This is a genomic window from Serratia sp. BNK-17, from assembly GCF_048684935.1.
Classification (GTDB): domain Bacteria; phylum Pseudomonadota; class Gammaproteobacteria; order Enterobacterales; family Enterobacteriaceae; genus Serratia; species Serratia nematodiphila.
Genome location: NZ_JBLQTR010000001.1, coordinates 4388904 through 4411460, shown reverse-complemented (window position 1 = coordinate 4411460; position 22557 = coordinate 4388904). Strand labels below are relative to the sequence as shown.

The 22557-nt window shown below is 59.7% G+C and carries 24 protein-coding genes; 10 read left to right on the top strand and 14 right to left on the bottom strand.

The annotated features are described in order from the left end of the window. Window positions 1-67: 67 nt before the first annotated feature. The 5 genes from gloA to ACMGF7_RS20940 form a co-directional block, all read right to left on the bottom strand. Window positions 68-475 (bottom strand): lactoylglutathione lyase, encoded by a 408-nt coding sequence (gene gloA / locus ACMGF7_RS20960; RefSeq protein ID WP_004931325.1) that lies wholly within the window; start codon window positions 473-475, stop codon window positions 68-70. A gap of 341 nt (window positions 476-816) precedes the next feature. Further along, complete coding sequence (locus ACMGF7_RS20955) at window positions 817-1920, bottom strand: alkene reductase (protein WP_004931322.1); 1104 nt, start codon at window positions 1918-1920, stop codon at window positions 817-819. An 85-nt stretch (window positions 1921-2005) separates the two neighbouring features. Beyond that, window positions 2006-2626, bottom strand: a complete 621-nt coding sequence (locus ACMGF7_RS20950) for a TetR/AcrR family transcriptional regulator (protein WP_021505463.1) — start codon at window positions 2624-2626, stop codon at window positions 2006-2008. Between the two features lie 102 nt (window positions 2627-2728). Beyond that, complete coding sequence (gene eptA, locus ACMGF7_RS20945; protein ID WP_049240185.1) at window positions 2729-4366, bottom strand: phosphoethanolamine transferase EptA; 1638 nt, start codon at window positions 4364-4366, stop codon at window positions 2729-2731. A 138-nt stretch (window positions 4367-4504) separates the two neighbouring features. After that, the gene (locus ACMGF7_RS20940; RefSeq protein WP_004931317.1) at window positions 4505-5146 is read right to left on the bottom strand and encodes an NAD(P)-dependent oxidoreductase; all 642 of its coding nucleotides are present in this window, start codon (window positions 5144-5146) and stop codon (window positions 4505-4507) included. A gap of 139 nt (window positions 5147-5285) precedes the next feature. On the opposite strand from ACMGF7_RS20940, the gene ACMGF7_RS20935 reads away from it, so the two are divergent. The 3 genes from ACMGF7_RS20935 to ACMGF7_RS20925 all read left to right on the top strand — a co-directional run bounded on the left by ACMGF7_RS20935 (window position 5286) and on the right by ACMGF7_RS20925 (window position 7474). Then, window positions 5286-6215, top strand: a complete 930-nt coding sequence (locus tag ACMGF7_RS20935) for a LysR substrate-binding domain-containing protein (protein ID WP_187212313.1) — start codon at window positions 5286-5288, stop codon at window positions 6213-6215. A 23-nt stretch (window positions 6216-6238) separates the two neighbouring features. Further along, window positions 6239-6478: a DUF1289 domain-containing protein gene (locus ACMGF7_RS20930; protein ID WP_049240184.1), complete on the top strand. Its 240-nt coding sequence runs from the start codon at window positions 6239-6241 to the stop codon at window positions 6476-6478. Window positions 6479-6577: 99 nt separating this feature from the next. After that, window positions 6578-7474 carry an aldo/keto reductase gene (locus ACMGF7_RS20925; RefSeq protein ID WP_420286626.1) on the top strand — a complete coding sequence of 299 codons (897 nt, stop codon included), beginning with the start codon at window positions 6578-6580 and terminating at the stop codon, window positions 7472-7474. 59 nt (window positions 7475-7533) lie between these two features. Here the strand turns inward: ACMGF7_RS20925 and ACMGF7_RS20920 are convergent, their stop codons facing one another. Next, entirely contained in the window at window positions 7534-9378 is a 1845-nt protein-coding gene (locus ACMGF7_RS20920) for a polyurethanase (RefSeq protein WP_420286625.1), read from the bottom strand. Window positions 9379-9619: 241 nt separating this feature from the next. Here ACMGF7_RS20920 and sodC point away from each other — a divergent pair, with 241 nt between their 5' ends. Then, on the top strand, window positions 9620-10141 hold the full coding sequence (sodC, locus tag ACMGF7_RS20915) for a superoxide dismutase family protein (protein ID WP_197763764.1): 522 nt from the start codon (window positions 9620-9622) through the stop codon (window positions 10139-10141). On the opposite strand, the gene ACMGF7_RS20910 is transcribed toward sodC, so the two are convergent. The 3 genes from ACMGF7_RS20910 to ACMGF7_RS20900 are packed head-to-tail and all read right to left on the bottom strand — an operon-like array spanning window position 10142 to window position 13279. Further along, the gene (locus ACMGF7_RS20910) at window positions 10142-12172 is read right to left on the bottom strand and encodes an FUSC family protein (RefSeq protein WP_049240182.1); all 2031 of its coding nucleotides are present in this window, start codon (window positions 12170-12172) and stop codon (window positions 10142-10144) included. 3 nt (window positions 12173-12175) lie between these two features. Next, complete coding sequence (locus tag ACMGF7_RS20905; protein WP_049240181.1) at window positions 12176-13039, bottom strand: HlyD family secretion protein; 864 nt, start codon at window positions 13037-13039, stop codon at window positions 12176-12178. 3 nt (window positions 13040-13042) lie between these two features. Then, window positions 13043-13279, bottom strand: coding sequence for a DUF1656 domain-containing protein (locus ACMGF7_RS20900; protein ID WP_004931303.1), 237 nt, complete (start codon window positions 13277-13279; stop codon window positions 13043-13045). Between the two features lie 180 nt (window positions 13280-13459). Here ACMGF7_RS20900 and slyA point away from each other — a divergent pair, with 180 nt between their 5' ends. Beyond that, complete coding sequence (gene slyA / locus ACMGF7_RS20895) at window positions 13460-13891, top strand: transcriptional regulator SlyA (RefSeq protein WP_004931301.1); 432 nt, start codon at window positions 13460-13462, stop codon at window positions 13889-13891. Between the two features lie 92 nt (window positions 13892-13983). On the opposite strand, the gene ACMGF7_RS20890 is transcribed toward slyA, so the two are convergent. Next, on the bottom strand, window positions 13984-14448 hold the full coding sequence (locus ACMGF7_RS20890; protein ID WP_004931299.1) for a glycine zipper 2TM domain-containing protein: 465 nt from the start codon (window positions 14446-14448) through the stop codon (window positions 13984-13986). A 359-nt stretch (window positions 14449-14807) separates the two neighbouring features. On the opposite strand from ACMGF7_RS20890, the gene anmK reads away from it, so the two are divergent. The 5 genes from anmK to pdxY all read left to right on the top strand — a co-directional run bounded on the left by anmK (window position 14808) and on the right by pdxY (window position 19378). After that, on the top strand, window positions 14808-15929 hold the full coding sequence (gene anmK / locus ACMGF7_RS20885) for an anhydro-N-acetylmuramic acid kinase (protein ID WP_033633173.1): 1122 nt from the start codon (window positions 14808-14810) through the stop codon (window positions 15927-15929). Between the two features lie 45 nt (window positions 15930-15974). Next, window positions 15975-16277, top strand: coding sequence for an MliC family protein (locus ACMGF7_RS20880; RefSeq protein ID WP_004931294.1), 303 nt, complete (start codon window positions 15975-15977; stop codon window positions 16275-16277). 89 nt (window positions 16278-16366) lie between these two features. Further along, complete coding sequence (gene pdxH, locus ACMGF7_RS20875) at window positions 16367-17020, top strand: pyridoxamine 5'-phosphate oxidase (RefSeq protein ID WP_004931292.1); 654 nt, start codon at window positions 16367-16369, stop codon at window positions 17018-17020. Between the two features lie 138 nt (window positions 17021-17158). After that, the gene (gene tyrS, locus ACMGF7_RS20870; RefSeq protein ID WP_015377740.1) at window positions 17159-18433 is read left to right on the top strand and encodes a tyrosine--tRNA ligase; all 1275 of its coding nucleotides are present in this window, start codon (window positions 17159-17161) and stop codon (window positions 18431-18433) included. Between the two features lie 84 nt (window positions 18434-18517). Further along, window positions 18518-19378, top strand: a complete 861-nt coding sequence (pdxY, locus tag ACMGF7_RS20865; protein WP_197763763.1) for a pyridoxal kinase PdxY — start codon at window positions 18518-18520, stop codon at window positions 19376-19378. Between the two features lie 39 nt (window positions 19379-19417). Here the strand turns inward: pdxY and gstA are convergent, their stop codons facing one another. From gstA to ACMGF7_RS20845, 4 genes are all read right to left on the bottom strand, one after another. Beyond that, window positions 19418-20023, bottom strand: coding sequence for a glutathione transferase GstA (gene gstA / locus ACMGF7_RS20860; protein ID WP_004938367.1), 606 nt, complete (start codon window positions 20021-20023; stop codon window positions 19418-19420). 92 nt (window positions 20024-20115) lie between these two features. Further along, the gene (gene dapA / locus ACMGF7_RS20855; protein WP_273890417.1) at window positions 20116-21000 is read right to left on the bottom strand and encodes a 4-hydroxy-tetrahydrodipicolinate synthase; all 885 of its coding nucleotides are present in this window, start codon (window positions 20998-21000) and stop codon (window positions 20116-20118) included. Between the two features lie 356 nt (window positions 21001-21356). Beyond that, window positions 21357-21620, bottom strand: a complete 264-nt coding sequence (locus tag ACMGF7_RS20850; RefSeq protein ID WP_019455965.1) for a DUF3811 domain-containing protein — start codon at window positions 21618-21620, stop codon at window positions 21357-21359. Between the two features lie 95 nt (window positions 21621-21715). Beyond that, a complete protein-coding gene (locus ACMGF7_RS20845) occupies window positions 21716-22411 on the bottom strand; it encodes an HD domain-containing protein (RefSeq protein WP_004938376.1) in 696 nt (231 codons plus the stop codon). Window positions 22412-22557: the final 146 nt, after the last annotated feature.

The window sequence follows — 22557 nt, the reverse complement described above, 5'->3', positions numbered from 1 at the left end:
TGCGCCCGGTTGCAGGCGCTATCGCGCGGAGAATCAGCAGGGCGCCAACGCGCCCTGAAGGGGAGGCTTAGTGGCCGAGGCCCTGACCGGCGTGTTTGTTTTCGATCAGCTCGATTTTGTAGCCGTCCGGATCTTCGACGAAGGCGATAACCGTGGTGCCGCCTTTCACCGGGCCGGCTTCGCGGGTGACTTTGCCACCGGCGCGACGGATGCTGTCGCAGGTGGCGGCAACGTCGTCCACGCCCAGCGCCAGGTGGCCGAAGGCGGTGCCCATGTCGTAGCTGTCGGTGCCCCAGTTATAGGTCAGTTCGATAACTGCGCCTTCGCTCTCTTCCGTATAGCCGACGAAAGCCAGGGAGTATTTGTACTCCGGGTTTTCGCTGGTGCGCAGCAGGCGCATGCCTAATACCTTGGTGTAGAAGTCGATGGCGCGTTGCAGGTCACCGACGCGGATCATGGTATGGAGTAAGCGCATAATTCCTCTGAATTGACTGTGCCGTGGCAGACGGCGGGTGGATTGAAGCACAAGCGAGTATAGCCTTGTCCCGCAAGGGAATTCAACGTGACGAGCTGGTGACAATGTCACTTTGTGGTCTCGCGTCGAGGGTGTCTAAATATTGATCGAGTGTACCGATCGATACAGAGTAATTGATCTGCACAATCAATTATCTATTCCAGCGGCGATCGTGTAAAAATCGAACGGCAATAAAGATCAACACCAGGGAACAGCGGCCCGCCTCGTGCGGGCCTTTTTGCTTTGCGCGCGACGCATAAAAAACGGCCATGCGATTGCGTGGCCGTTGGGGTCAGGACAGATTACTTCGCCAGAAACGGATAGTCGGTATAGCCTTCGGCGCCGCCGCCGTAGAAGGTTTCCGGCTTAGGTTCGTTCAGCGGGGCGTGCTGGCGGAAACGCTCTACCAGATCCGGGTTGGCGATGTAGCTGCGGCCGAAGGCCACCGCGTCGATGAAACCTTTTTCGATCAATGCTTCGGCTTTTTCGGCGGTGTAGGCGCCGGCACCGACGATCACCCCTTTAAAGTGGGCGCGCACCGAGTCGCGGAAGGCGTCGGAATACGGTTTGCCGCCGGCCCAGTCAGGTTCGGAGATGTGCAGGTAAGCGATATTGCGCTTATTCAGCTCTTCCACCAGATACAGCGCTGCTTCTTCCTGATCTTCGCCGTTGTCCAGCCCGTTGAACGGTCCCAGCGGCGAGATACGGATACCGATGTGTTCGGCACCCCATTCGGCGATGGTGGCGTCGACCACTTCCAGTGTCAGGCGGGTGCGATTCTCAATGCTGCCACCGTATTGATCGGTACGTTGGTTGGACGCCGGTGACATGAACTGGTGCAGCAGATAGCCGTGGGCAGCATGCAGTTCGATGAAGTCGAAACCGGCTTCGCGTGCGTTGGCGGTTGCCTGGCGGAAATCGTTGATGATGCCCGGGATCTCGCTGGTTTCCAGCGCGCGCGGCGTGGAGGTCGGCACGCGCACCCAGGCGCCGGTTTCATCACGCACGGTGGTGCGGGTTTCGGCGTTGATGGCCGAAGGCGCGACCGGCGCTTGCCCGCCTGGCTGCAGGCTGGCGTGGGAAATGCGGCCTACGTGCCACAGCTGCACGGCGATATGGCCGTTGTTGTCATGCACTGCCTGCGTGATGTTTTTCCATGCGGCGATCTGCTCCGGCGTATGCAAACCGGGCGCGCCGGCGTAGCCTTTCGCCTGGAAGGAAACCTGGGTCGCTTCGGTCACGATCAGGCCGGCGCTGGCGCGCTGTGCGTAATATTCCGCCATCAGCGGCGTAGGAATATCGCCCGGCTCGATGCTGCGCAAACGCGTCAGCGGAGCCATAAACACGCGGTTGGGCAGGGTGATGGCGCCAACCTTCAGCGGAGAGAGCAATTTTTCAGTCTTCATAGTGCATCCTGTATTTAATAGACCGGTCGTCTAGTAATGGGCGATAAAAAACCATGAACTGCATTTTTTCAATAAAAATAAGTTGTTACGGTTGCGGCGGGCGCAGCAGCAACTCGATGCTTTCCAGCGCGCTGGTCAACGGCGCCAGCGAGTGACGGATCTTGGCGCGCAGCGTGGCGCCGAGCCACAGTGAATACAGCGTTTCTGCGGTTGCCGCCGGGCTCATGGCTACCGACAGCGAGCCCTCGGCGATACCGCGCTCGATGGCCTCCTGAAGGTGGCCGATCACGCGAGCGGTGCCCGTTTCCAGCGCATGGCGCATCGGTTCCGACAGATCGCTCACCTCGGCGGAAAGCTTCACCGCCAGGCAGGCGTTGTGGCATTCGCTGCGGCAGTGGTAGCTGATAGCCTGGGCGTAATAGCCGAGCAGCTGGTGGCGGGCATCACCGCGTCTGTCGGCAAACAGCGCCTGCATTTCTGCATCATAATGCGCGAAATAGCGCTGCAGCATCGCTTCGCCGAAGGCTTCCTTCGAGCGAAAATAGTGGTAGAACGAGCCTTTCGGCACGCCCGCGGTGGCCAGCAGTTCGCTCAGCCCCATGCCGGTAAAGCCCAGGCGCAGGCTGAGGGTTTCGCCGGTGGCGAGCAGATGTTCACGTGTATCCACGTTGCAATGCGTTGATTTGGTCATCATGGTGCCGAGCATAATAGACCGATTGGTCTAGGTCAATGGGAATAAAAAAACCGGCGCACAAAACGCCGGTTGTCTGCAAACTATTGTGCCCCAGCGGCACGCGGAAGTTAAGCGCTACGCCGCGTTGCGGCAGCGTTGCAGGATATCCAACTGGGATTGATATTCGCGGGTTTGTACGTTCAGCATGCCCAACAGGGTGTGGAACAGGTTGTCCTGCGAAACCTCGTCCTTTTCCGCCAGCGTATTCAGACACTGGCGATCGATGCCGAAATTGCGCTGATAGTCGGCCGACATCCACATCAGGAAAGGCACGTGCGTTTGCTGGCTCGGCGCGAAGACATAAGGCGTACCGTGCAGATACATGCCGTTTTCCCCCAGCGATTCGCCATGATCGGACAAATAGACCAGCGCGGTATTGAAACGGTCGTCATACTGCCGCAGCAGCTTGATGGTGGCATCGAGCATCGCGTCGGTATACAGGATTGAGTTGTCGTAGGTGTTCACCAATTGTTCATGGCTGCAATCCTGGATCTGATTACTGTTGCAGGTCGGCGAAAACGCCTGGAATTCTGGCGTGCTGCGGCGGTAGTAAGCCGGGCCGTGGCTGCCCATCTGGTGCAGCACGATCACGCCGTCGTCTTTCAGGCTATTGATGTAGTCGTTCAGCTTGTACAACAGCACGTTGTCCATGCAAACCTCGCCGTCGCAGTCCTGCGGCGGTTTCAGCTTGGTCATGTCGATGTGCGGCACCCGGTCGCAGGCGCCTTTGCAGCCGCCGTCGTTATCGCGCCACAGCACATTGACGCCGGCATGCGCCAGCACGTCGAGCATGCCTTCCTGGTGCGTCGCCTGGGTCGCGTCGTACTCCTTGCGTGGCATGTTGGAGAACATGCAGGGCACGGAGATCGCCGTTTCGGTGCCGCAGGAGCTGGCGTTTTTGAAGTAGACCACGTTGTCCTGCTTCAGGCGCGGATTGGTTTCGCGTTCATAGCCGCCTAGGGAGAAGTTTTCGGCGCGGGCGGTTTCGCCCACGACCAGGATCACCAACGTTTTCTTGGCCTGCCTGGCGATCAGCGGCCCTTTACGCGCATCTTCGCCGATCTTGACCAGCGGCAGATTGCGGGTGAAGTAACGCTGTTCGGTAAACTTGATGGTGCCGGCCACGAAGTTGGAAGGCGTCAACATCTTCACCACGCTCTTATTGTTGCGGATCAGCGAAGCGTAGTCTTTGTAGAACAGCGCGGCGACGATCAGGATCACCACCAACGACAGCATGACGTTGGCGGCGCGCAGTCCGACCATGTACCACCAGGGGCGAGTTTGGCGAATTTGAGTGAAGCAGACCGCCACCGCCGGCAGAATGCCGAGCAGCGTCAGCCACAATCCCATGCGCGGCGTCAGCAGCGCGGTCGCCTCCTGAGGGTTGGTTTCGAAGGCGTTCTGCATCATGTTGCCGTCGATCACCACACCATAGCTGAACATGAAATAGTTGGCTGCGGCGCTGCCGAGCAAGAAAAAGATGATCAGCGGCTTGCGCAGGTAGGGCACGGTCAACACGCTGAAGATGATATTCAACGCACAGAAGATCACCACCGGCATGCTGGCGGCGAAAATCACGCTGTGGGCGCTATCGAAGGTGATATACGACCAGGCGCGCTGCAGGAATAAGGCGTTCTGAAATAAAGTGAAGAACAGGGCGGCGGCGAGGGTAAAACCGAGGCTGTTGCACCGTAAGCGTTGACGTAACCACATTGCCAAATCGGGATCCTGAAAGTAGATAATGCCTTGAAATCTACCGGATGAAACTTAAGAAAACCTTAGAAACTCAGATTACTGGTGGCGGAGAATACGCGGAAAACGCCAGGCCGAGCGGCCTGGCGGCGGGGCGGTTTAGTAGGCGGCGGTGAATTGCGCGCGAATAAACTGAGGCTTTTCAATCTCATCAACGATAGCGACCGCCAGGTCTTCCACCGAAATGCTGGCCGGCGCTTCGCCGTTCATCAGCAGTTGCGTGGTGCCGAGGCGGAACTGGCCGGTGCGTTTGCCCGGCTCCAGCAGGGCGGCCGGCGAAAGATAGGTCCAGTCGAGTGCCGACTCGTTACGCAGTTTGTTGCGCAGATCGCGCACCGCCTGCGCGCCGGGGCGGATATTTTCCGGGAACTGCGGCGTATCCACCAGTTCAACGCCCGGCGCCACTTCCAGGCTGCCGGCTCCGCCGACCACCAACAGGCGTTTGACGCCGGCCTGCTCGACCGCGGTGAGGATCTGCTGGGCGCCGCGGGTGGTTTTCTCATACAGGTTGTCTTCGCCCCAGCCGGGGTTGTAGGCGCTGATCACCGCGTCCTGGCCGCGCAATTGTCCCGCCAGCCAAGCCGTATCGGCGACGTCGCCCAGTGCGACGGTCAGATTGGCGTGCTCCGGCAACTCTTTTTTCTGGCGCGCGATTGCCGTCACCTGAATACCGCGAGCCAGCGCTTCATCCACCACGCGGCGGCCAACAAAACCGGTTGCTCCAATAATGGCTACTTTCATCTGTATGCTCCTTCGGGGATAGGTTCAGTATCGTGAGGCAGGCCGAGGTGCCTGCCGCGTGGTTTCTACTCTAGTCCTTAACAATAGCCGTGATTAGTGCCATATTCATGCTTTCTTGATTAAGTAAAACTTCATAATCGTGGATAAACTCAATCGAATGGCGGTATTCGCCACCGTGGTGGCGGAGGGCTCGCTGGCCGGTGCGGCACGGCGGCTGGGCATGACGCCGTCGGCGGTCAGCCAGCACATGCGCTCGCTGGAGAAGGCGCTTGGGGTGCCGTTGCTGCATCGTTCCACCCGCCGTCTGGCGCTGACCGAGGCGGGAGCGGCGTTCTATCCCGGCTGCGAGGCGATGCTGCAACAGGCGCTGCAGGCGGAGCAGCGGTTGGCGGAGCTGCGGGATACGCTGGTGGGGGAGCTGCGCATCGCCACCCCGGTCGGCATCGGCGGCCGATCGCTTGCGGAGGCGTTGTCGCCGCTGTTGCAGGCGCATCCCAAGCTGACGCTGCGAGTGCTGGCGGACGATCGCATCGTCGATATGATAGAACAGCGGGTCGACATTGCGCTGCGGGCCAACCGGCAGCTGGCGGACGCCAATATGATTGCGCATCCGCTGACGGCGTGGCCGATGGTGCTGTGCGCCGCACCGCGTTACCTCAGCCAGCATGGGGTGCCGGAAAAACCGCAGGATTTGGTACAGCACCGCTGGATCTCCAGCGGCTACAGCGGGGCGCATCTGGATTTGCAGCACCAGTCCGGCCAGCAGGTCAAGCTGCGGCTGGCGGAAGGACAGATCGTCAGTGAGAGCATGAACGTGATGCGCGCCTTTACCCGCGCCGGGCTGGGCATTTCCGTTCAGCCGCTGTATGAAATTGGCGACGAACTGCAGCGCGGCGAACTGTTGCTGCTGTTGCCGGAGTGGCGGCCGGCGGCGCTGCGACTGCACGCGCTGACGCTCGAACGCAATGTGCCGGAAAAAAGCCGCCAGGCGCTGCGCTATTTGCGTGACTATTTTCGCCGCAATGGCGAAAAGGGACTTGCCAGCGGCGGCGATGGCGTCTTCAATTAGCAAGAGAACGCAGGAGGAGCCCCGTGGCGCAGCAGCTTGAGTTTTTCGACATCCCCAGCCCGTGTCGCGGCATTTGTCAGGCCGACGATCGTGGATTCTGCCGTGGCTGCCTGCGCAGCCGCGAGGAGCGTTTCGGCTGGATGACCATGAGCGATGCGCAAAAGCGCGAGGTGTTGCGCCTGTGCCGTCAACGCTTCCTGCGGCTGCAGCGCGCCAATAAAGCGCCTGACGAGCCGCTGCCGGAGCAGCCGTCGTTGTTTTAACCTTTCCTGATCTGCCGCACGTTCGTGTGGCTTACCGCTTCCCTGTGCCTCACCGGCTTGTGTATGCTGGCTGACAACTAATGTCATGAGGTTTTCGCAATGGTAGAACGTATTCGTCTCGCGCCGCAGGGGCCTGAATTTTCCCGCATGATTTGCGGTTACTGGCGGTTGATGGAGTGGGGCATGTCACCGCAGCAGCTGCTGACGTTCATCGAACAGCATGTCGAACTGGGCGTCACCACCGCCGATCACGCCGATATCTACGGTGGCTATGCCTGCGAACAGGCGTTCGGCGACGCGCTGCGTCTGAAGCCGGCGCTACGCCAGTCGCTGGAATTGGTGACCAAGTGCGGCATCGCCACCACCGCCAAGCCCGGTAACCCTATTGGGCATTACATCACCGACCGCGATCATATCGTGCAGAGTGCGGAACAGTCACTGCGCCATCTGCATACCGATTACCTCGATCTGCTGCTGATCCACCGCCCGGATCCGTTGATGGATGCTGACGACGTAGCCGAAGCCTTCGTTGCGTTGCACAAAAGCGGCAAGGTGCGCCATTTCGGCGTATCCAACTTTACGCCCGCGCAGTTCCAACTGCTGCAGTCGCGTCTGCCGTTCACGCTGGCGACCAACCAGGTGGAGATCTCGCCGATTCACCAACCGGCCATTCTCGACGGCACGCTCGACCAGTGCCAGCAGCTGCGCATCAAGCCGATGGCCTGGTCCTGCCTGGGCGGCGGGCGCCTGTTCAACGACGCCGAGTTTCAGCCGCTGCGCGACGAGTTGCAGTGGGTGGCGCAAGAGATCGGCGCGGAGACCATCGAGCAGGTGGTGTACGCCTGGGTGATGCGTCTGCCGTCGTCGCCGTTGCCAATCATCGGCTCCGGCAAGATTGAGCGAGTGCGTTCGGCGCTGAAGGCGCAGAAACTGGTGCTGAGCCGCCAGCAGTGGTTCCGCATTCGCAAGGCGGCGCTGGGGTATGATGTGCCTTAAGGCGGGCAGAAAGAGGAAAGCCGGGCGGCGAAAGCACCCGGCTTTTTTTATGCCGATCTTTAGGCCAACACCACCTGATCGGGGTTGAAATGATCGAGCGAGACGCCGATCAGAGTGACCTGGCTGTGGCCGAAGGCCAGCACCAGATCGTCGTTTTGCTGCGTGGCGTAGTCGCGGATATTGCCGCTGGCGCCTTCGGTGCCGATAAATACCAGTTTATCGCTGGCGTTGAAGCCATACAGCTGGTCGCGGCCGAAATCGCCGCTGAACAGGAAGGTGTTGCCGTTGCCGACGCCCTTCAGGATGTCATCGCCGCTGCCGCCGACGAAGGTCAGGTTGCCGCCGGCGTGGCCGATCAGCGTGTCGTTGCCGGCGTTGCCGAACAGCCAGGCGTCGTGGCTGCGAGCCTGCAGGACGTCATCGCCGTCACCGCCGGTGGCGGCGGCGGCATAGGCTTTGAGGCCTGAGTCCGATTTCAATCCGGCGGCGGTTACCTGATGATCCACTTCTTTGTTGAAGATAAGCCAGGAGGTTTCTTTGCTGCGCAGGGTGCTGATGTCGTCCGCCAGCGTAATGCCGCCCTTGGCGTCGCGCAGGTAAAGCGTGTTGCCGTCGTAGGCGACCTCGGTATTCTTCAACGCCTGCTGGGTATCGAAGATATTGTGGCCTTTGCCGCCGGCGATCAGGTTATAGCCGCCGGCGTCGCGGAAGATATCGTCGCCGTCGCGGCCCTCGAGATAATCGTTGCCTTTACCGCCCTTGATCAAATCATTGCCGTCGCTGCCGATGATAAACGTCGGCCCGCTGTGCGTTTCCGCGTTGCGGTTCAGATCTTCCACCCAGGTACTGCCGCGCGTCACGTTCGACAGGTTGGAGACGATGATGGTCGAGTCTTTGTCGGTCAGCGAATAAAACTCGGAGTTCAGCACCCGCATCAGGCCGTCCTGATAGAAGAACGGCAGGTGGGATAGCCAGGTCGGAATGTTGAGAATGGAGAACGGCAACAGATTCCAGGCGTCCGACGCGTAGTGGTCGTTGAAGTTGACGATATTGTTGGTAGCGGAGGTATGCGGCGCATCGTGCACGCCTAACGACGCCCCGGTCAGCGTGGTGCCGTCGAGCGCGCGAAACACCGGATCGTTCTCATAGCCGATGTTGATCACCTTGCCGCCGGTTTCGTACTGGGTCGGCGAGGCGAAGGCGACATAGTTGGACTGCGCGTAGAAGCCGCCCCAGTTGGCGTCGCTCTGCGCCTCCATGCTGTTGACCGCCAGCCCGCCGAGGCTGTGGCCGCTGACCACCACGTCCTCGCCGCTCAGCCCGTGGGCCTGCGCGAATTTCGCCACGTCGCCCAGCAAGTTGCCGAACGCCTTCAGCGTATAGCCGTCGGCGTAACCTTTCGGCCCGAACCCGGCCAGCAGATCGTTAATCACATCGCCGATGGTATCGCCGATCAACGACTCGCGCGGGCCGCTGGTGCCGCGAAATGAGATGCCAATGGCGGTGAGATTGCCTTCGCTGTCATATTTGCCCAGCACCTCGGCCTGCGCGGTGGTGTAACCGGCGGTCTCGCCGTAGTAGGTGCCGCGCGCATCGGTTTTGCCGGCGTAACCCAGCTGCGCGGCGCTGATCACCGACCAGCCGGCATTGTTTACCGCTTCCTGCGCGGCCTGTTCGGAGTCGGGGTTCCAGGGAAGGCCGGGCAGGCCGCCCTGCGACTGGGTGCTGCCGATGAGCGCCGTGATCAGCGTCAGCGGCAGACCGAGCCCGAAACCGGTCTGGTGATAGCCTTCATCGAAGCCGTTATCGATATTGTGGTAAGCGTAGGTAGAGATGGCCAAGGCGTCGGAAAACAGCGCCTTTGACGCGTTTTCGTCCAGATCCTTATAGCTAAAGATGCCCATATCAGTTCCTTATGAAGTATGCCGCCTGGCCGGGAAGTGAACTCTCGCGCGTCGGCGGTGGAAACAGGGAAACAACGTTAGCCGAACGACAGCTGGTCAGAGGACCAACATCGGTAGAATTATTATTGGTGCTAAATATTAGGCCCGCGAATCAAATTGGCGAGATTGTGCGTTGGTTAACAGTGCTGGCGTTGGCTCTCCTATACTGATAACTCGATATAGTCATTAAGGAGACTGATTGATGAAACGTTATTGGTATGCGGCGCTTGGCCTGATGGCCTGCGGGGCCGCTCAGGCGGCGACGGTCGACGTTGAGATGAATTTGGTGACCGGGCAGGGTATCGGTCAGGATATCGGCAAAGTGGCCATCAGCGAAACGCCTTACGGCTTACTGTTCACGCCGAGCCTGAAAGTCTTGCCGGCCGGGGTGCACGGTTTCCATGTGCATGAGAAAGGCAGCTGCGAGCCGGGCATGAAGGACGGCAAGGCGGTGGCGGCGCTGGCGGCTGGCGGGCATTTTGATCCGCAAAAAACCGGGAAACACCTCGGACCCTATGCCGACGGGCATCTGGGCGATTTGCCGGCCATCTATGTGACCGCCGACGGCATGGCGAACGATCCGGTGTTGGCGCCGCGGCTGAAAAAAATCAGCGAAATTGAGGGCAAGGCGCTGATGGTGCACGCCGGCGGCGATAATCACTCGGATCATCCGCTGCCGCTCGGCGGCGGCGGCGAACGCTTTGCCTGCGGCGTGATCAAGTGATCACCCGCCGCTAACGGCCGCAGTGGCGGCGGGCTGGCCAATGGCCTGTTGCAATTGCTGCAGCGAGCAGTAGAGCCGCCAAATCAGGCCGGCCAGATCGCGCGCCGCCTGTTCCGGGTGGTGCGCCAGCGCGTTGCTCATGCGCAGCAATTCCTGCAGCGTGGCGTCCAGCGAGCTGTGCTGCACGCCTTTCTCCGTCATGATGCCGCGCAGGCAGTGGATACAGACGTTGCGCACCGCCGACAGCGGATCTGAGCGGGTTTGCCAGTCGCGCAGCTGCCAGACGATATGGCTGCAGTTGAGCAGCACCACGCCCCAGCGCAGCAACCAGGTGCGCGACTCCTGATCCTGACTTTGATTGAGCTGGCTGATGCGATGGTAGATCAGCGATTCGAACTGGCTTTCGCTCTGCTGCGGCCGTTTGCTCAACTGATCGATAAAGTCGCGCCGCAGCGCGCGGATAATGCGGCGGCTTTTGCGTTTGTCCGAGCTGGGGCGCAGGATCTGAAACGCCAGCCCGGCCAGCAGCACGCCGACGACTTTAGCGATGTTGTCATTGATAAAGGACTGGTAGTCATAGCTCGGCGGATTGCTGACGGTCAGAAACGAGCCCATAAAGACGATCAGCTGCCCCCAAAGCGCGGCATAAGGCGGGTTCTGCAGCTTGAGCATCTGCATGGTCACCAGGATCGGGAACAGGAAGGCGCAGAACACCCAGAAATCGTCAATCTGGATCATCAAACCGAATTTCACTACGAAGCAGGCGACCGAGAGCAGCAGCACCGCCTTGAGCAAGGTGCTGACGCTGTTGATCGGCGAAGGCGTGGAGGAGTAGAGCACGCAGCTGATGGCGGTGAGCGTCAGCGCCGCGCTGCCGGCGTCCCATTGCGTGTTGATCCAGTAGGCGCAGCCGATCACGATGCACAAAAAGGTGCGCAGGCCGTTGTAGGCGGCTTCATAGCTGTCGGTATGGCGCGCCAGCGAAGTGGCGCGCGGCGGTTGGAGATCGCTGACCGCCGTGGCGCTTTCCAACCGCCGCAGCCAGCGGTTGCAACGCAGGTAAAGCCAACAGAAATCGCGCAACCGCAGCCAGAAGGCGCGATGGCGATAGTCCGCGGGATCGTGCGGCGCGATCTGCTGGAGCAGGCGCGCCAAGCGATATTTATCGGTGGCGGGATCGCGCAGCTCGTCCAGCAGTTGCGTCAGCACCGGCATCAGATTGACGGGGCGATCCGGCCAGTTCAGCAGCATGCGGCGCAGGCTGGAGATGACGCTGGTAATGCGCAGCTGCTGGTGCAGCAGATAGTTGAGCAGGTTATTTTGCCGCCGCAGCCGGTAGTGGCTCCAGAATGCCTGAATGCGCAGCAGGTTCATGGTCAGGATCTGGCCGATGACCCCTTCGTGCGAGGTGCGCATCTGCGCGGTGACCTCCGGCTGCCACAGCATGGCGGCGTGCTCCAGCAGGCGCAGTTGCATGCGCCGCAGCGAGGTCATCAGGGCTTCGCCGTCGGAGGTGCTGGGCAGGATCATCATCATCAACCCGCCGCACAGAATGCCGGTGATCACTTCGCAAACTCGCGCCTGGGCGATGTCGAAGATCTGCTGGGTATCGGTGACGTTGACCGTGCCGAAGGCGATGATGGCGGCGGTATAGCCCGCCAGCGCGAAGGCATAAGAGACGTTGTTTTGGTAATGGTTGGAGACGTAAGTGCACAGCCCGATCCAGGCGGCGATGAACAGCGTAAACAGCCAGGGATCGTTCAGGCAGTGGCCGGCGATCGCCACCGATGCGGCGGCGCCCACCAGGCTGCCGAAGATGCGGCCGATGCTTTTGCTGATCACGCCGCCGATGGTGGGGAAGCTCACCACCGCGGCGGAGGTAAGCGCCCAATAGGGTTCGTCGAGTTCGAGCACGAACGCGACCCACAGCGCCAGACACATCGCCAGCGAGTTGCGCAGCGCATAGCGCCATTGGCCGCCGGTCGCCTTACCCCAGGGGGTACGGCTCCACTCCAGAAAGGGCAGGTTCACACTTTAGTTCCGCTGATGAATCGAAATGGTGCAGGTGGTGCCGGCAACCAGCGTCAAATCGGCGGGCACGTTGAGCAATTTTATCCGCACCGGCACGCGCTGGGCCAAACGCACCCAAGGCACATTAGGCTTAACGTCCATTAATAGATCGTTGCTGCTGTCGACGCTCTGATCGTAAATGGCGCGTCCGATACTCTCTACTTCCCCCTGCAGCGGCGTGTTGCCGTTATATAAAACGATGTCCGCTTTATTGCCTTCTTTTATATGTTTCAGCTTGGTTTCTTCGAAATAACCGAGTACATAAAACGAATGGACATCCACCAGCGCGACCAAAGGCGTGCCGGCGTTGGCGTAGTTCCCGACCCGCGCCTGCAGATTGGTGATATAACCGTCGGTCGGCGCGTAAATTTTAGTTTTGCTCAAATTCCATTTGGCCTGTTCCAGGTTGGCCTGGGCGGCTTTATAGGCGGCCTTCATTGCCTGAGCGGCTAAATTGGACTCGTCCAAGTCTTCAGCGGAAATAACGTTACGCGGCAACCCGCGGCGGCGGGCTGCCTCGTGGTCCGCTTTGGCCAGATCGGATTGCGCTTTCGCCACAGCGGCCTCGGCATTGTCCAGCGCAATCTGGTAGGGCACCGGGTCGAGGGTAAAAATCAGACTTCCCGCAGGTACGAACTGATTGTCATTCGCACTTATTTTCTCTAATCTTCCAGAAACTTCAGGGGTGATATTGACGAGTTCGGCGCGCACTTTTCCATCACGGGTCCATGGGGATTGCATATAATAATTCCAAAGCCACCAGCCGGCGCAGACGGCAATGGCGCAGACGAGCACCGTAGAAAAGTATTTTAATGTTTTATGCTGCATGGGTTACCAACTCGCTAAAATCCATAAGGAACCGCTGACGGTCAGAACGAAAATGGACAGATCCATCAACATGGGATGCCAGATTTCACCGGAATACATCCAGTCTCTCAGCAGCTGATGAATCAGCAACCATAAGACCAGTCCTAGTAAAAAAGCTTTAAATATAGGTGGAAAATAAAGCGATGCCCCCAGGACCAAATCGGGTAAGGGGGATGAGGTGTGTAACCATGATGTATTCACATTAACAATCCCTAAGGGTGAATATGTTGAATATTTGCATAACGATTAAACAATAGCGGCTAAAAAGAGTGGCTATTTCCACAATATACATTATATACATTTGTGTTTTTAATGTGAGTTACCCAAAATAGTCTAAACTCTGGGAGGTAATGTTAGCATGCTAATTATAAGGAGGGGGAAGTGGAGTCAACATTAGGTTCAGATTTAGCACGATTAGTTCGTGTTTGGCGCGCGCTCATTGATCATCGGCTCAAGCCGTTGGAGCTGACCCAAACGCACTGGGTCACTTTGCACAATATCAATCGTTTGCCGCCGGAGCAGTCGCAAATCCAGTTGGCCAAGGCGATCGGTATCGAGCAACCGTCACTGGTTCGCACGCTGGACCAATTGGAGGAGAAAGGGCTGATCACGCGTCACACCTGTGCCAACGATCGCCGCGCGAAGCGCATCAAGCTGACCGAAGCGGCCGATCCGATCATCAGGGAAGTGGACAGTGTGATCACGTCTACACGCAGTGAGATTTTAAGCGGCATTACCGCCGACGAAGTGCATCTGTTGGTAGGGCTGATTGGCAAGTTAGAACAAAATATCACCGAACTGCAGAACAAATAATAATATTCTTATTTTCTACGATTACAGTTTCACAGCATCAGAAATAAAACCGGAGGCGATTGCCTCCGGTTTGCCGTTTGTCGCCGACTGACTTACAGCGGGGAAACGGTGATGGTGTCGCCCATGCGCGCCATACGCACACGCTGGCCAGGGCTGAACTTGCTGTCGCCCGCTTTCTGTACCACCACGATGTTCTCTTTCTGGTCGGTCTTGATTTCCAGCTCGTAGCCGGAGGTCCGACCGGCCACTTCACCGATGCTGTTACCTGCCGCACCGCCGGCAATAGCGCCCGCCGCGGTAGCCAGCGTACGACCGGTGCCGCCGCCAACGGTGTTGCCCAACAGCCCGCCAATCACCGCGCCGCCGATCATCCCCATGGCGTTGGAGCCTTCGCCGCCCTGAATTTTAACCGGACGCACGGAAACCAGCGTCCCGTAGGTGACGGTCTGTACCTGCTTGGCCTGCGAGGACGAGTAGACATCGCCGGACATGGATTCATTGGCACAGCCGGCTAGCGTAACGGCGGCGACGGCGACGACGAGAAGACGCTTGATCATATAAAACTCCTGATGGTAGTAGTCCATAGCCTGGCAATGTTCACCAGGCAAGATTCAGTGAAAATGATAGACAAAGTATGGCTGAAAGTTGACACACCGCCATGCTTCATCGCTGCATGCAGCTTAACTTTTCTCTGTTCAACCAATAATAAACCGCGGTTTACCTTTATGACAGCCTTGGCGACATTCCGTCGCCTGTTATGGCACGGTTTAACACATAGCCCGTGCCACAGCGGCGCCAGAGGGCATCTGGCTCACGGTGCGTAAAAAAATCATCATAATTCATGGCGTTAATTCGGCAATTCTGGTTTATTTGTCAGGATAAATTTTGCTTACCGCGCGGGTTAGAGGATGTTGCTATGAAGTCAGGCCGCTATATAGGCGTCATGTCCGGCACCAGTCTGGACGGAATCGATGTGGTATTGGCCGCGATCGACGATCGCATGGTGGCGCAGCAGGCCAGCTATAGCCATCCGATGCCGATGGCGTTGAAAAAAGAGATCCTGGGGATGTGCCAGGGGCAGCAAACTACGTTGGCCGCCGTCGGCCGGCTGGATGCGCAGTTGGGTACGCTGTTCGGCGAGGCGGTGCTCGGCCTGCTGAAGCAAACCGGCATCGACGCGGAGCAGGTCACCGCCATCGGTTGCCACGGCCAGACGGTGTGGCACGAGCCGGAAGGCGACGCGCGTTTCTCGATGCAGCTCGGCGATAACAACCGCATCGCGGCGCTGACCAATATCACCACCGTCGGCGATTTCCGCCGGCGCGACATGGCGTATGGCGGGCAGGGCGCCCCGCTGGTGCCGGCGTTTCATCAGGCGCTGCTGGGGCATCCCGTCGAGCGGCGCATGGTGCTAAACGTCGGCGGCATCGCCAACCTTTCTCTGCTGTTGCCCGGTACGGCGGTGCGCGGTTTCGATACCGGGCCGGGCAACATGCTGATGGACGCCTGGGTGTGGCGCCACCGCGCGCAGCCTTACGATCAGGACGGCGGCTGGGCGATGCAGGGGCGGGTCTGCTTGCCGTTGTTGCAGCAGATGCTGGCGGATCCGTACTTCGCGCAGCCGGCGCCGAAAAGCACCGGCCGCGAGTATTTCAATATCGCTTGGCTGGAGCGGCAGCTGGCCGGATTGCCGGCGATGGCGCCGGTCGACGTTCAGGCCACGCTCACGGAACTGACCGCCGTCAGCATCAGCGAACAGGTGCAGCTGGCCGGCGGGTGCGAGCGTCTGTTGGTGTGCGGCGGCGGGGCGCGCAACACGCTGCTGATGGCGCGTTTGTCGGCGCTGCTGCCGGGCACGGAAGTTGGGCTGACCGACGATTTCGGCGTCAGCGGTGACGACATGGAGGCGTTGGCCTTTGCCTGGCTGGCCTTCCGTACGCTGTCCGGCCAGGCCGGCAACCTGCCTTCGGTAACCGGCGCCAGCCGTGAAACGGTGCTGGGTGGGATTTATCCGGTTTTGCCATTGGGGGGCCGTTAGCTCTGTTAGGATAGCCTGTGAAGGATTTTTCTAAGGAGCAACAGCATGAAAAAAGTCATTTTCGTCGCCGGCGCGCTGGCGCTGTCCGGCTGTAGCTACATCCTGCCGCAGAGCAGCCAGACGATGCACTACCAGTGCGGCACCACGCCGTTGACGGTGGCGCTCGACGGCAAGGCGAGTGAAGTCAGCCTGCTGATGGATGGCGAGCAGCTGCATCTTAAGCAGGTGCTGGCGCTGACCGGCGCCAAATACAGCGACGGCAAATACACTTTTTGGTCGAAAGACCGTAACGCCTATCTTGAGCGCAACGGCAAGGTAGTCATGAGCGACTGCGTGTTGACGGAGTGAGGGTTGACGGCGGCGTCGGAGCGATTGAGTTCCTGACGCCGCAGGCGCAGAATGTAACGACGGATTTTTTCAGTTGGTCGATAACCCAGATGATTGAAAAGAATGAGTTTGATGTTGCGGACCTGCGCCGTGAATACACCCGGGGCGGCCTGCGCCGCAACGATCTGACCGCCAGCCCGCTCGAACTGTTCGAGCGTTGGTTGAAACAGGCCTGCGACGCGCGCCTGGCGGATCCTACCGCCATGTGCGTCGCGACCGTCGACGAACACGGCCAGCCTTATCAACGCATCGTGCTGCTGAAGCATTTCGATGAGCAGGGGCTGGTGTTCTATACCAACCTCGGCAGCCGCAAGGCGCAACAGCTGGCGCACAACCCGCATATCAGCCTGCTGTTTCCCTGGCACATGCTCGATCGCCAGGTGATTTTCCTCGGTCAGGCGGAGCGTCTGTCGACGCTCGACGTGCTGAAATATTTCAACAGCCGGCCGAAGGACAGCCAGATCGGCGCCTGGGTCTCGCAGCAATCGTCGCGCATTTCCGCGCGCGGCGTGCTGGAGAGCAAATTCCTCGAGTTGAAGCAGAAGTTCCAGCAGGGCGAGGTGCCGTTGCCGAGTTTCTGGGGCGGATTCCGCGTGAAATTCGACTCCGTCGAGTTCTGGCAGGGTGGCGCCCATCGCTTGCATGACCGTTTCCTGTATCAGCGGGATGGGAATGACTGGAAAATTGACCGACTGGCACCCTGAAGGCGGAAAATCCTCTCTAAGCGCTGGTGCTGATGCCGCCGGCGCTTTATTCTATGCGTTACCCTGAATTTTTATTTCGCCACTGGGCGAAAGGCCGTGTACCGGCAAAGGTGCATTCGTTTATACATGGAGTCATTGATGGCAAGCAGCAACTTGATTAAACAACTGCAAGAGCGGGGCCTCGTTGCCCAGGTTACGGATGAGGAAGCGTTAGCGGAGCGACTGGCGCAAGGGCCAATTGCACTGTATTGCGGTTTCGATCCGACCGCTGACAGCTTGCATTTGGGCCATCTGGTTCCTCTGTTGTGCCTGAAGCGCTTCCAGCTGGCCGGCCACAAACCGGTAGCGCTGGTGGGCGGCGCCACCGGCCTCATCGGCGATCCGAGCTTCAAAGCGGCGGAGCGCAAGCTGAACACCACCGATACGGTGAACGAGTGGGTGGAGAAGATCCGCAAACAGGTTTCCCCGTTCCTCGATTTCGACTGCGGCAGCAACAGCGCTATCGCGGCCAACAACTACGACTGGTTCGGCGGCATGAACGTGTTGACCTTCCTGCGTGACATCGGCAAGCACTTCTCCGTCAACCAGATGATCAACAAGGAAGCGGTCAAGCAGCGCCTGAATCGCGACGACTCCGGCATCTCCTTCACCGAGTTCTCCTACAACCTGCTGCAGGGCTTCGATTTCTCCGAACTGTACAACCGCCACCAGGTGGAGCTGCAGATCGGCGGTTCCGATCAGTGGGGCAACATCACCTCGGGTATCGATCTGACGCGTCGTCAGCATCAGAAGCAGGTGTTCGGCCTGACCGTGCCGTTGATCACCAAAGCCGACGGCACCAAGTTCGGTAAAACCGAGGGCGGCGCGGTCTGGCTGGCGCCGGAAAAAACCAGCCCGTACAAGTTCTACCAGTTCTGGATCAACACCGCCGACGCCGACGTTTACCGCTTCCTGAAATTCTTCACCTTCATGAGCCTGGAAGATATCAACGCGCTGGAAGAAGAAGACAAAAACAGCGGCAAGGCGCCGCGCGCCCAGTACGTGCTGGCGGAAGAAGTGACCGGCATGGTGCACGGTGCGGAAGGCCTGGCGGCCGCCAAGCGTATCACGCAGAGCCTGTTCTCTGGTGCGCTGCACGACATGACCGAAGCGGACTTCGCCCAGTTGGCGCAGGACGGCATGCCGACGATTAAACTGGATCGCGATGCCGATCTGCAGCAGGCGCTGGTGAATGCCGAGCTGGTGCCGTCACGCGGCCAGGCGCGCACCATGATCGGCTCCAACGCGGTGACCATCAACGGCGAGAAACAATCGGATGCCGAATACCGTTTCAGCGACGCGGACCGTCTGTTCGGCCGTTACACGCTGCTGCGCCGCGGTAAGAAACACTACTGCCTGGTGGATTGGCAGTAAGCGAATAATAACGGTAAGGGGCCCTGGCGGCCCCTTTATTTTTGCGCAGCCGCCCGGCTGCCGTATTCCGAACGAGTTCTGTCGATGAAAAACATTCTTTCTATCCAGTCGCACGTGGTGTTTGGTCACGCCGGCAACAGTGCGGCTGAATTTCCGATGCGCCGCATGGGCGTCAACGTCTGGCCGCTGAACACGGTACAGTTCTCCAACCATACGCAATACGGCCAGTGGACCGGCTGCGTCATGCCGGCCAATCACCTGACCGAGATCGCGCAGGGCATCGCCAATATCGATCAACTGAAGCGCTGTGATGCGGTGTTGAGTGGCTATATCGGTTCGCCGGAGCAGGGCGACCATATTCTGGCGATCGTGCGCCAGGTTAAGCAGGCGAACCCGAATGCCTGGTATTTCTGCGATCCGGTGATGGGACATCCGGAAAAAGGCTGCATCGTGGCGCCGGGCGTGGCCGAGTTTCACTGCCGCCAGGCGTTGCCGTGCAGCGACATGATGGCGCCGAACCTGCTGGAGTTGGAGATGCTGAGCCAGATGGCCGTCACCAACGTGGCCGATGCGGTGCAGGCCGCCCGCGCGCTGATCGCCAAAGGGCCGCGGCTGGTGCTGGTCAAGCATCTGGCCCGGGCCGGCTATCACGCCGACTGTTTTGAAATGCTGCTGGTGACGGCGGACGAGGCTTGGCACATCAGCCGGCCGCTGGTGGACTTCGGCGCGCGTCAACCGGTCGGCGTCGGCGATTTGACCAGTGGTCTGCTGCTGGTGGATCTGCTGAAGGGTGAGGCGCTGGATAAAGCGCTGGAGCACGTGACCGCCGCCGTGTATGAGGTGATGCTGACCACGCAGGCGATGGGCGAGTACGAACTGCAGGTAGTGGCGGCGCAGGATCGGATCGTGCAACCGCGCAGCGAGTTCAAAGCGGTAAAACTGTAAGTGCAACGGGCCCCGGCGATAGCCACCGGGGCCGAATGTTTACTTCAATCCTTCGGCGTTCAGCGCCGCATCCACCGCCGGGCGCGCTGCAACGCGATCGAACCAGGCCGCCAGATGGGCGTGTTTGCGCACGTCGAACTGCAGGGCGAACGCCCAACGCAACACGGTGAACAGATAGGCGTCGGCCACGCTGAAACGGTTTCCCAACAGGAAGTGCTGCTTCGCCAGCACCGAATCCAGATAGCTGAACTGTTGCTCCAGCCTGGCGCGCGCGATGGTTTTGTATTCCTCGGGCGTTTTCGGGTTGAACAGCGGGCTGAATCCTTTGTGCAGCTCGGTGGCAATGTAGTTTAGCCATTCGATCGCGTGGTAGCGCGACAGAGTGCCCGCCGCCGGGATTAGGTTGCGATCCGGCACACGGTCCGCCAGGTATTGCACGATCGCCACGCCTTCGGTCAGCAGGCTGCCGTCATCCAGCAGCAGCGCCGGGACCTGTCCCTTGGGGTTGATGGCGAGGTAATCGGCGCCGCTCTCGGTTTTCTTCTGCGCCAGATCGACCTTCTCCGCCGTAAAATCCAGCCCTGCCTCACGCAGCACGATATGCGGGGACAGCGAACAGGCGCCGGCTTTATAGAACAGTTTCATCGGAAGCTCCTTGTTGATGACGAATGACGGGCATGCTTAACCTCTCATCGTAGTCCCATAGCACCAAAATTACAGCGGCTTAGCTAACAAATTTAACCGACGATCGCCTCGGCGGGCTGCAGCTGCGCCAGCGTCGCGGCGATCTGCTGCTGCAGCGCCGGCGGCGCCACCTGCATCGGCGAACGCAACTCGTTGGCGATCAGCCCCTGCTGGGCCAGCACCGTCTTGACCGGCGCCGGATTCGGGAAGCTGAACATCTGGTGGATCATCGGCAGCAGCTCGTAGAAGTTGCTGCGCGCCGCAGCCAGATCGCCGGCGGCGACCTGCTGCACCAGCTGGACGAAACGTTCCGGGTGAACATGCGCGGCGGCGGAGATGGCGCCGGTGCCGCCGAGGCACAGCGTGGTGAGGATCAGATTGTCTTCCCCGGTCATCACATCGATTTCGCCATCGGCGATCAGCGCCATGGTGGTGTCAGGGTTGCCGCCGCAGTCCTTGATGGCGGTGATGCGCGGATGGCGTGCGAGCCAGCGCAGCGTGGCCAGCTCCATGGCGATGCCGGTGCGCTGCGGAATGTTGTACAGGATCACCGGCACGGTGGAGGCGTCGGCCAACTGGGTAAAATAGTCGATCAGGCCGCATTGCGAAGGGCGGATGTAGTAAGGCGCCGGGATCAGCACGCCGGCGATGTCGCGCAGCTGAATGGCCTGCTGCATTTGCAGCGTGGCGGCCATGTTATTGCCGGAAAGGCCCATCACCACCTGGCGTGCAGGCGCCACTTCCAATACGGCGTCGAGCACCGCCAGCTGTTCTTCTTTGCTCAGCGCGGCGGCTTCACCGGTGGAGCCGCAGACCACCAGACCATCGATGCCGGCGTCGAGCAGGTGCCGCGCCAGGCGTTGCACCGCCGGCAGGTCGACGGCATTGTGATTGAAAGGGGTAACCATCGCCACCCAAATACCCGAAAATGAGGCCATAAAATATTCCTTCTGTGTGACCGACAGAGAAGCCAGATGAGAAAATTGAAGGCGGGGCGTTGCGTGCCATCCAGTCAGCTCATCTGACGGGACAGCGCGCCCCGGTCAAATGAGCGTCTGTTTCTTCGATGTAACCGCCGCCAAACCGCCAAGGGGCAACGCAGGCGTCATCAGAATATCAGCGTTGCGTGGGTAGGCCATGGCAGTCTCGCGAAAAGGGGAAGTGGGGTGATAATGAATATTCTTCATCAGGCTGTCAATTTACAACAGATTGATAACATTGTTATTCATGATTCGCCGGTGAGGATGAGTTTGGCTAATAAATAAAAATCCCCGCCGCGGCGGGGAGGGTTGGCTCAGCGCGGCGGGCGGGAGCCGATGGTGGCAGACCAACTGAAAGTGTCGCCACTTGGCCGGTAGCGGTTGGCTTTGCGTTCTGCACGCTCCGCCTTGGCGAGTTTCGCTCTGGCGGCCATGATGCGCGCTACCGCCTCATCCTTGACCTTGTGTTGTTCGGCGTTGGTCAGCGGCCTGCCATGGCTTTTACGCGCCTTGTCCAATTCGGTTTTCACTTCCCGCTGTTCGCTTTCCGTCATCTCTTTCAACGTCAACTTTTTCATCTGTGCCGCCCGTTCGGTGAAGTTGACTTACAGTTTAGCGGCGTTATATGACCGAAAATGTTATGGGCATAACGAAAATGCCCCGTAGGCCGGCATTACACCTCTTCCAGCAGATCGTCGACAAAGCGCCGCATGCGTTCGGTGCGCTGTTCGGCCATCTGCCGCCCGGCAGCGGTCTGGAAGCCGTCTTGCAGCTTGAACAGTTTGGTTTCGAAGTGGTCGAGGCAGAAACGCTTGTCGTCGTATTGGCGATGTTCAGCCCGCGGATCGGCGGCGTCATACAGCGCGCTGCGCATGCGGCCGCCGATATAGAAGCAGCGCGCCACGCCGATAAGGCCGATAGCGTCGAGGCGATCGGCATCCTGCAGGATCTTCGCCTCCAGCGTTTGTGGCGGGATGCCGGCGGAAAAACTGTGCGCTTCAATGGCGTGAGCCACCGCCGCGATGTCCGCCGGCGCCCATTCCAGCCGGGCCAGCGTCAGCGTGGCTTGCTCCGCCGCCATGCGCGAGGCCAGATGGCGCTGCGGCGAATTCTTTTCCACCGCGACGGCGTCGTGCAGCAGCACCGCCGCGCAGAGAATGCGCCGGTCGCCGCCTTCCAGCTTGCTGATCCGACGGCAGTTCTTCCAGACCCGGTGCAGGTGCGCGACGTCATGCGAACCGTCGTCCGACTCGAGGGTGAGCGGCAGCAACGTTTGTGCCAGCGCCTGGTAAGGGGAGAAAGGTTGTAACAGCTCTTGCGTCAGCGAGGGTAAAGACACGTTCAGCTCCTGTTGGGGGAAATCGGTCAATCAGCATAGCCGTGCCGGATGCCGGGAGGATGACAGTAAAACGGCTATTGTTTACTAAAGTGCAACCCACTATTGTCATAACTGCGGTTTTTGCAGCGAAACAAGCAACCTAGAATAGCCGAATTCCGCCGTCTCCGCTTGGTGAG

Excerpts from the sequence above, each read along its gene's own strand:
- gloA (WP_004931325.1), bottom strand. The coding sequence starts at position 475 with ATGCGCTTACTCCATACCATGATCCGCGTCGGTGACCTGCAACGCGCC.
- ACMGF7_RS20955 (WP_004931322.1), bottom strand. The coding sequence starts at position 1,920 with ATGAAGACTGAAAAATTGCTCTCTCCGCTGAAGGTTGGCGCCATCACC.
- ACMGF7_RS20950 (WP_021505463.1), bottom strand. The coding sequence starts at position 2,626 with ATGCTCGGCACCATGATGACCAAATCAACGCATTGCAACGTGGATACA.
- eptA (WP_049240185.1), bottom strand. The coding sequence starts at position 4,366 with ATGTGGTTACGTCAACGCTTACGGTGCAACAGCCTCGGTTTTACCCTC.
- ACMGF7_RS20940 (WP_004931317.1), bottom strand. The coding sequence starts at position 5,146 with ATGAAAGTAGCCATTATTGGAGCAACCGGTTTTGTTGGCCGCCGCGTG.
- ACMGF7_RS20925 (WP_420286626.1), top strand. The coding sequence starts at position 6,578 with ATGGTAGAACGTATTCGTCTCGCGCCGCAGGGGCCTGAATTTTCCCGC.
- ACMGF7_RS20920 (WP_420286625.1), bottom strand. The coding sequence starts at position 9,378 with ATGGGCATCTTTAGCTATAAGGATCTGGACGAAAACGCGTCAAAGGCG.
- sodC (WP_197763764.1), top strand. The coding sequence starts at position 9,620 with ATGAAACGTTATTGGTATGCGGCGCTTGGCCTGATGGCCTGCGGGGCC.
- ACMGF7_RS20905 (WP_049240181.1), bottom strand. The coding sequence starts at position 13,039 with ATGCAGCATAAAACATTAAAATACTTTTCTACGGTGCTCGTCTGCGCC.
- ACMGF7_RS20890 (WP_004931299.1), bottom strand. The coding sequence starts at position 14,448 with ATGATCAAGCGTCTTCTCGTCGTCGCCGTCGCCGCCGTTACGCTAGCC.
- anmK (WP_033633173.1), top strand. The coding sequence starts at position 14,808 with ATGAAGTCAGGCCGCTATATAGGCGTCATGTCCGGCACCAGTCTGGAC.
- ACMGF7_RS20880 (WP_004931294.1), top strand. The coding sequence starts at position 15,975 with ATGAAAAAAGTCATTTTCGTCGCCGGCGCGCTGGCGCTGTCCGGCTGT.
- pdxH (WP_004931292.1), top strand. The coding sequence starts at position 16,367 with ATGATTGAAAAGAATGAGTTTGATGTTGCGGACCTGCGCCGTGAATAC.
- tyrS (WP_015377740.1), top strand. The coding sequence starts at position 17,159 with ATGGCAAGCAGCAACTTGATTAAACAACTGCAAGAGCGGGGCCTCGTT.
- pdxY (WP_197763763.1), top strand. The coding sequence starts at position 18,518 with ATGAAAAACATTCTTTCTATCCAGTCGCACGTGGTGTTTGGTCACGCC.
- gstA (WP_004938367.1), bottom strand. The coding sequence starts at position 20,023 with ATGAAACTGTTCTATAAAGCCGGCGCCTGTTCGCTGTCCCCGCATATC.
- dapA (WP_273890417.1), bottom strand. The coding sequence starts at position 21,000 with ATGGCCTCATTTTCGGGTATTTGGGTGGCGATGGTTACCCCTTTCAAT.
- ACMGF7_RS20850 (WP_019455965.1), bottom strand. The coding sequence starts at position 21,620 with ATGAAAAAGTTGACGTTGAAAGAGATGACGGAAAGCGAACAGCGGGAA.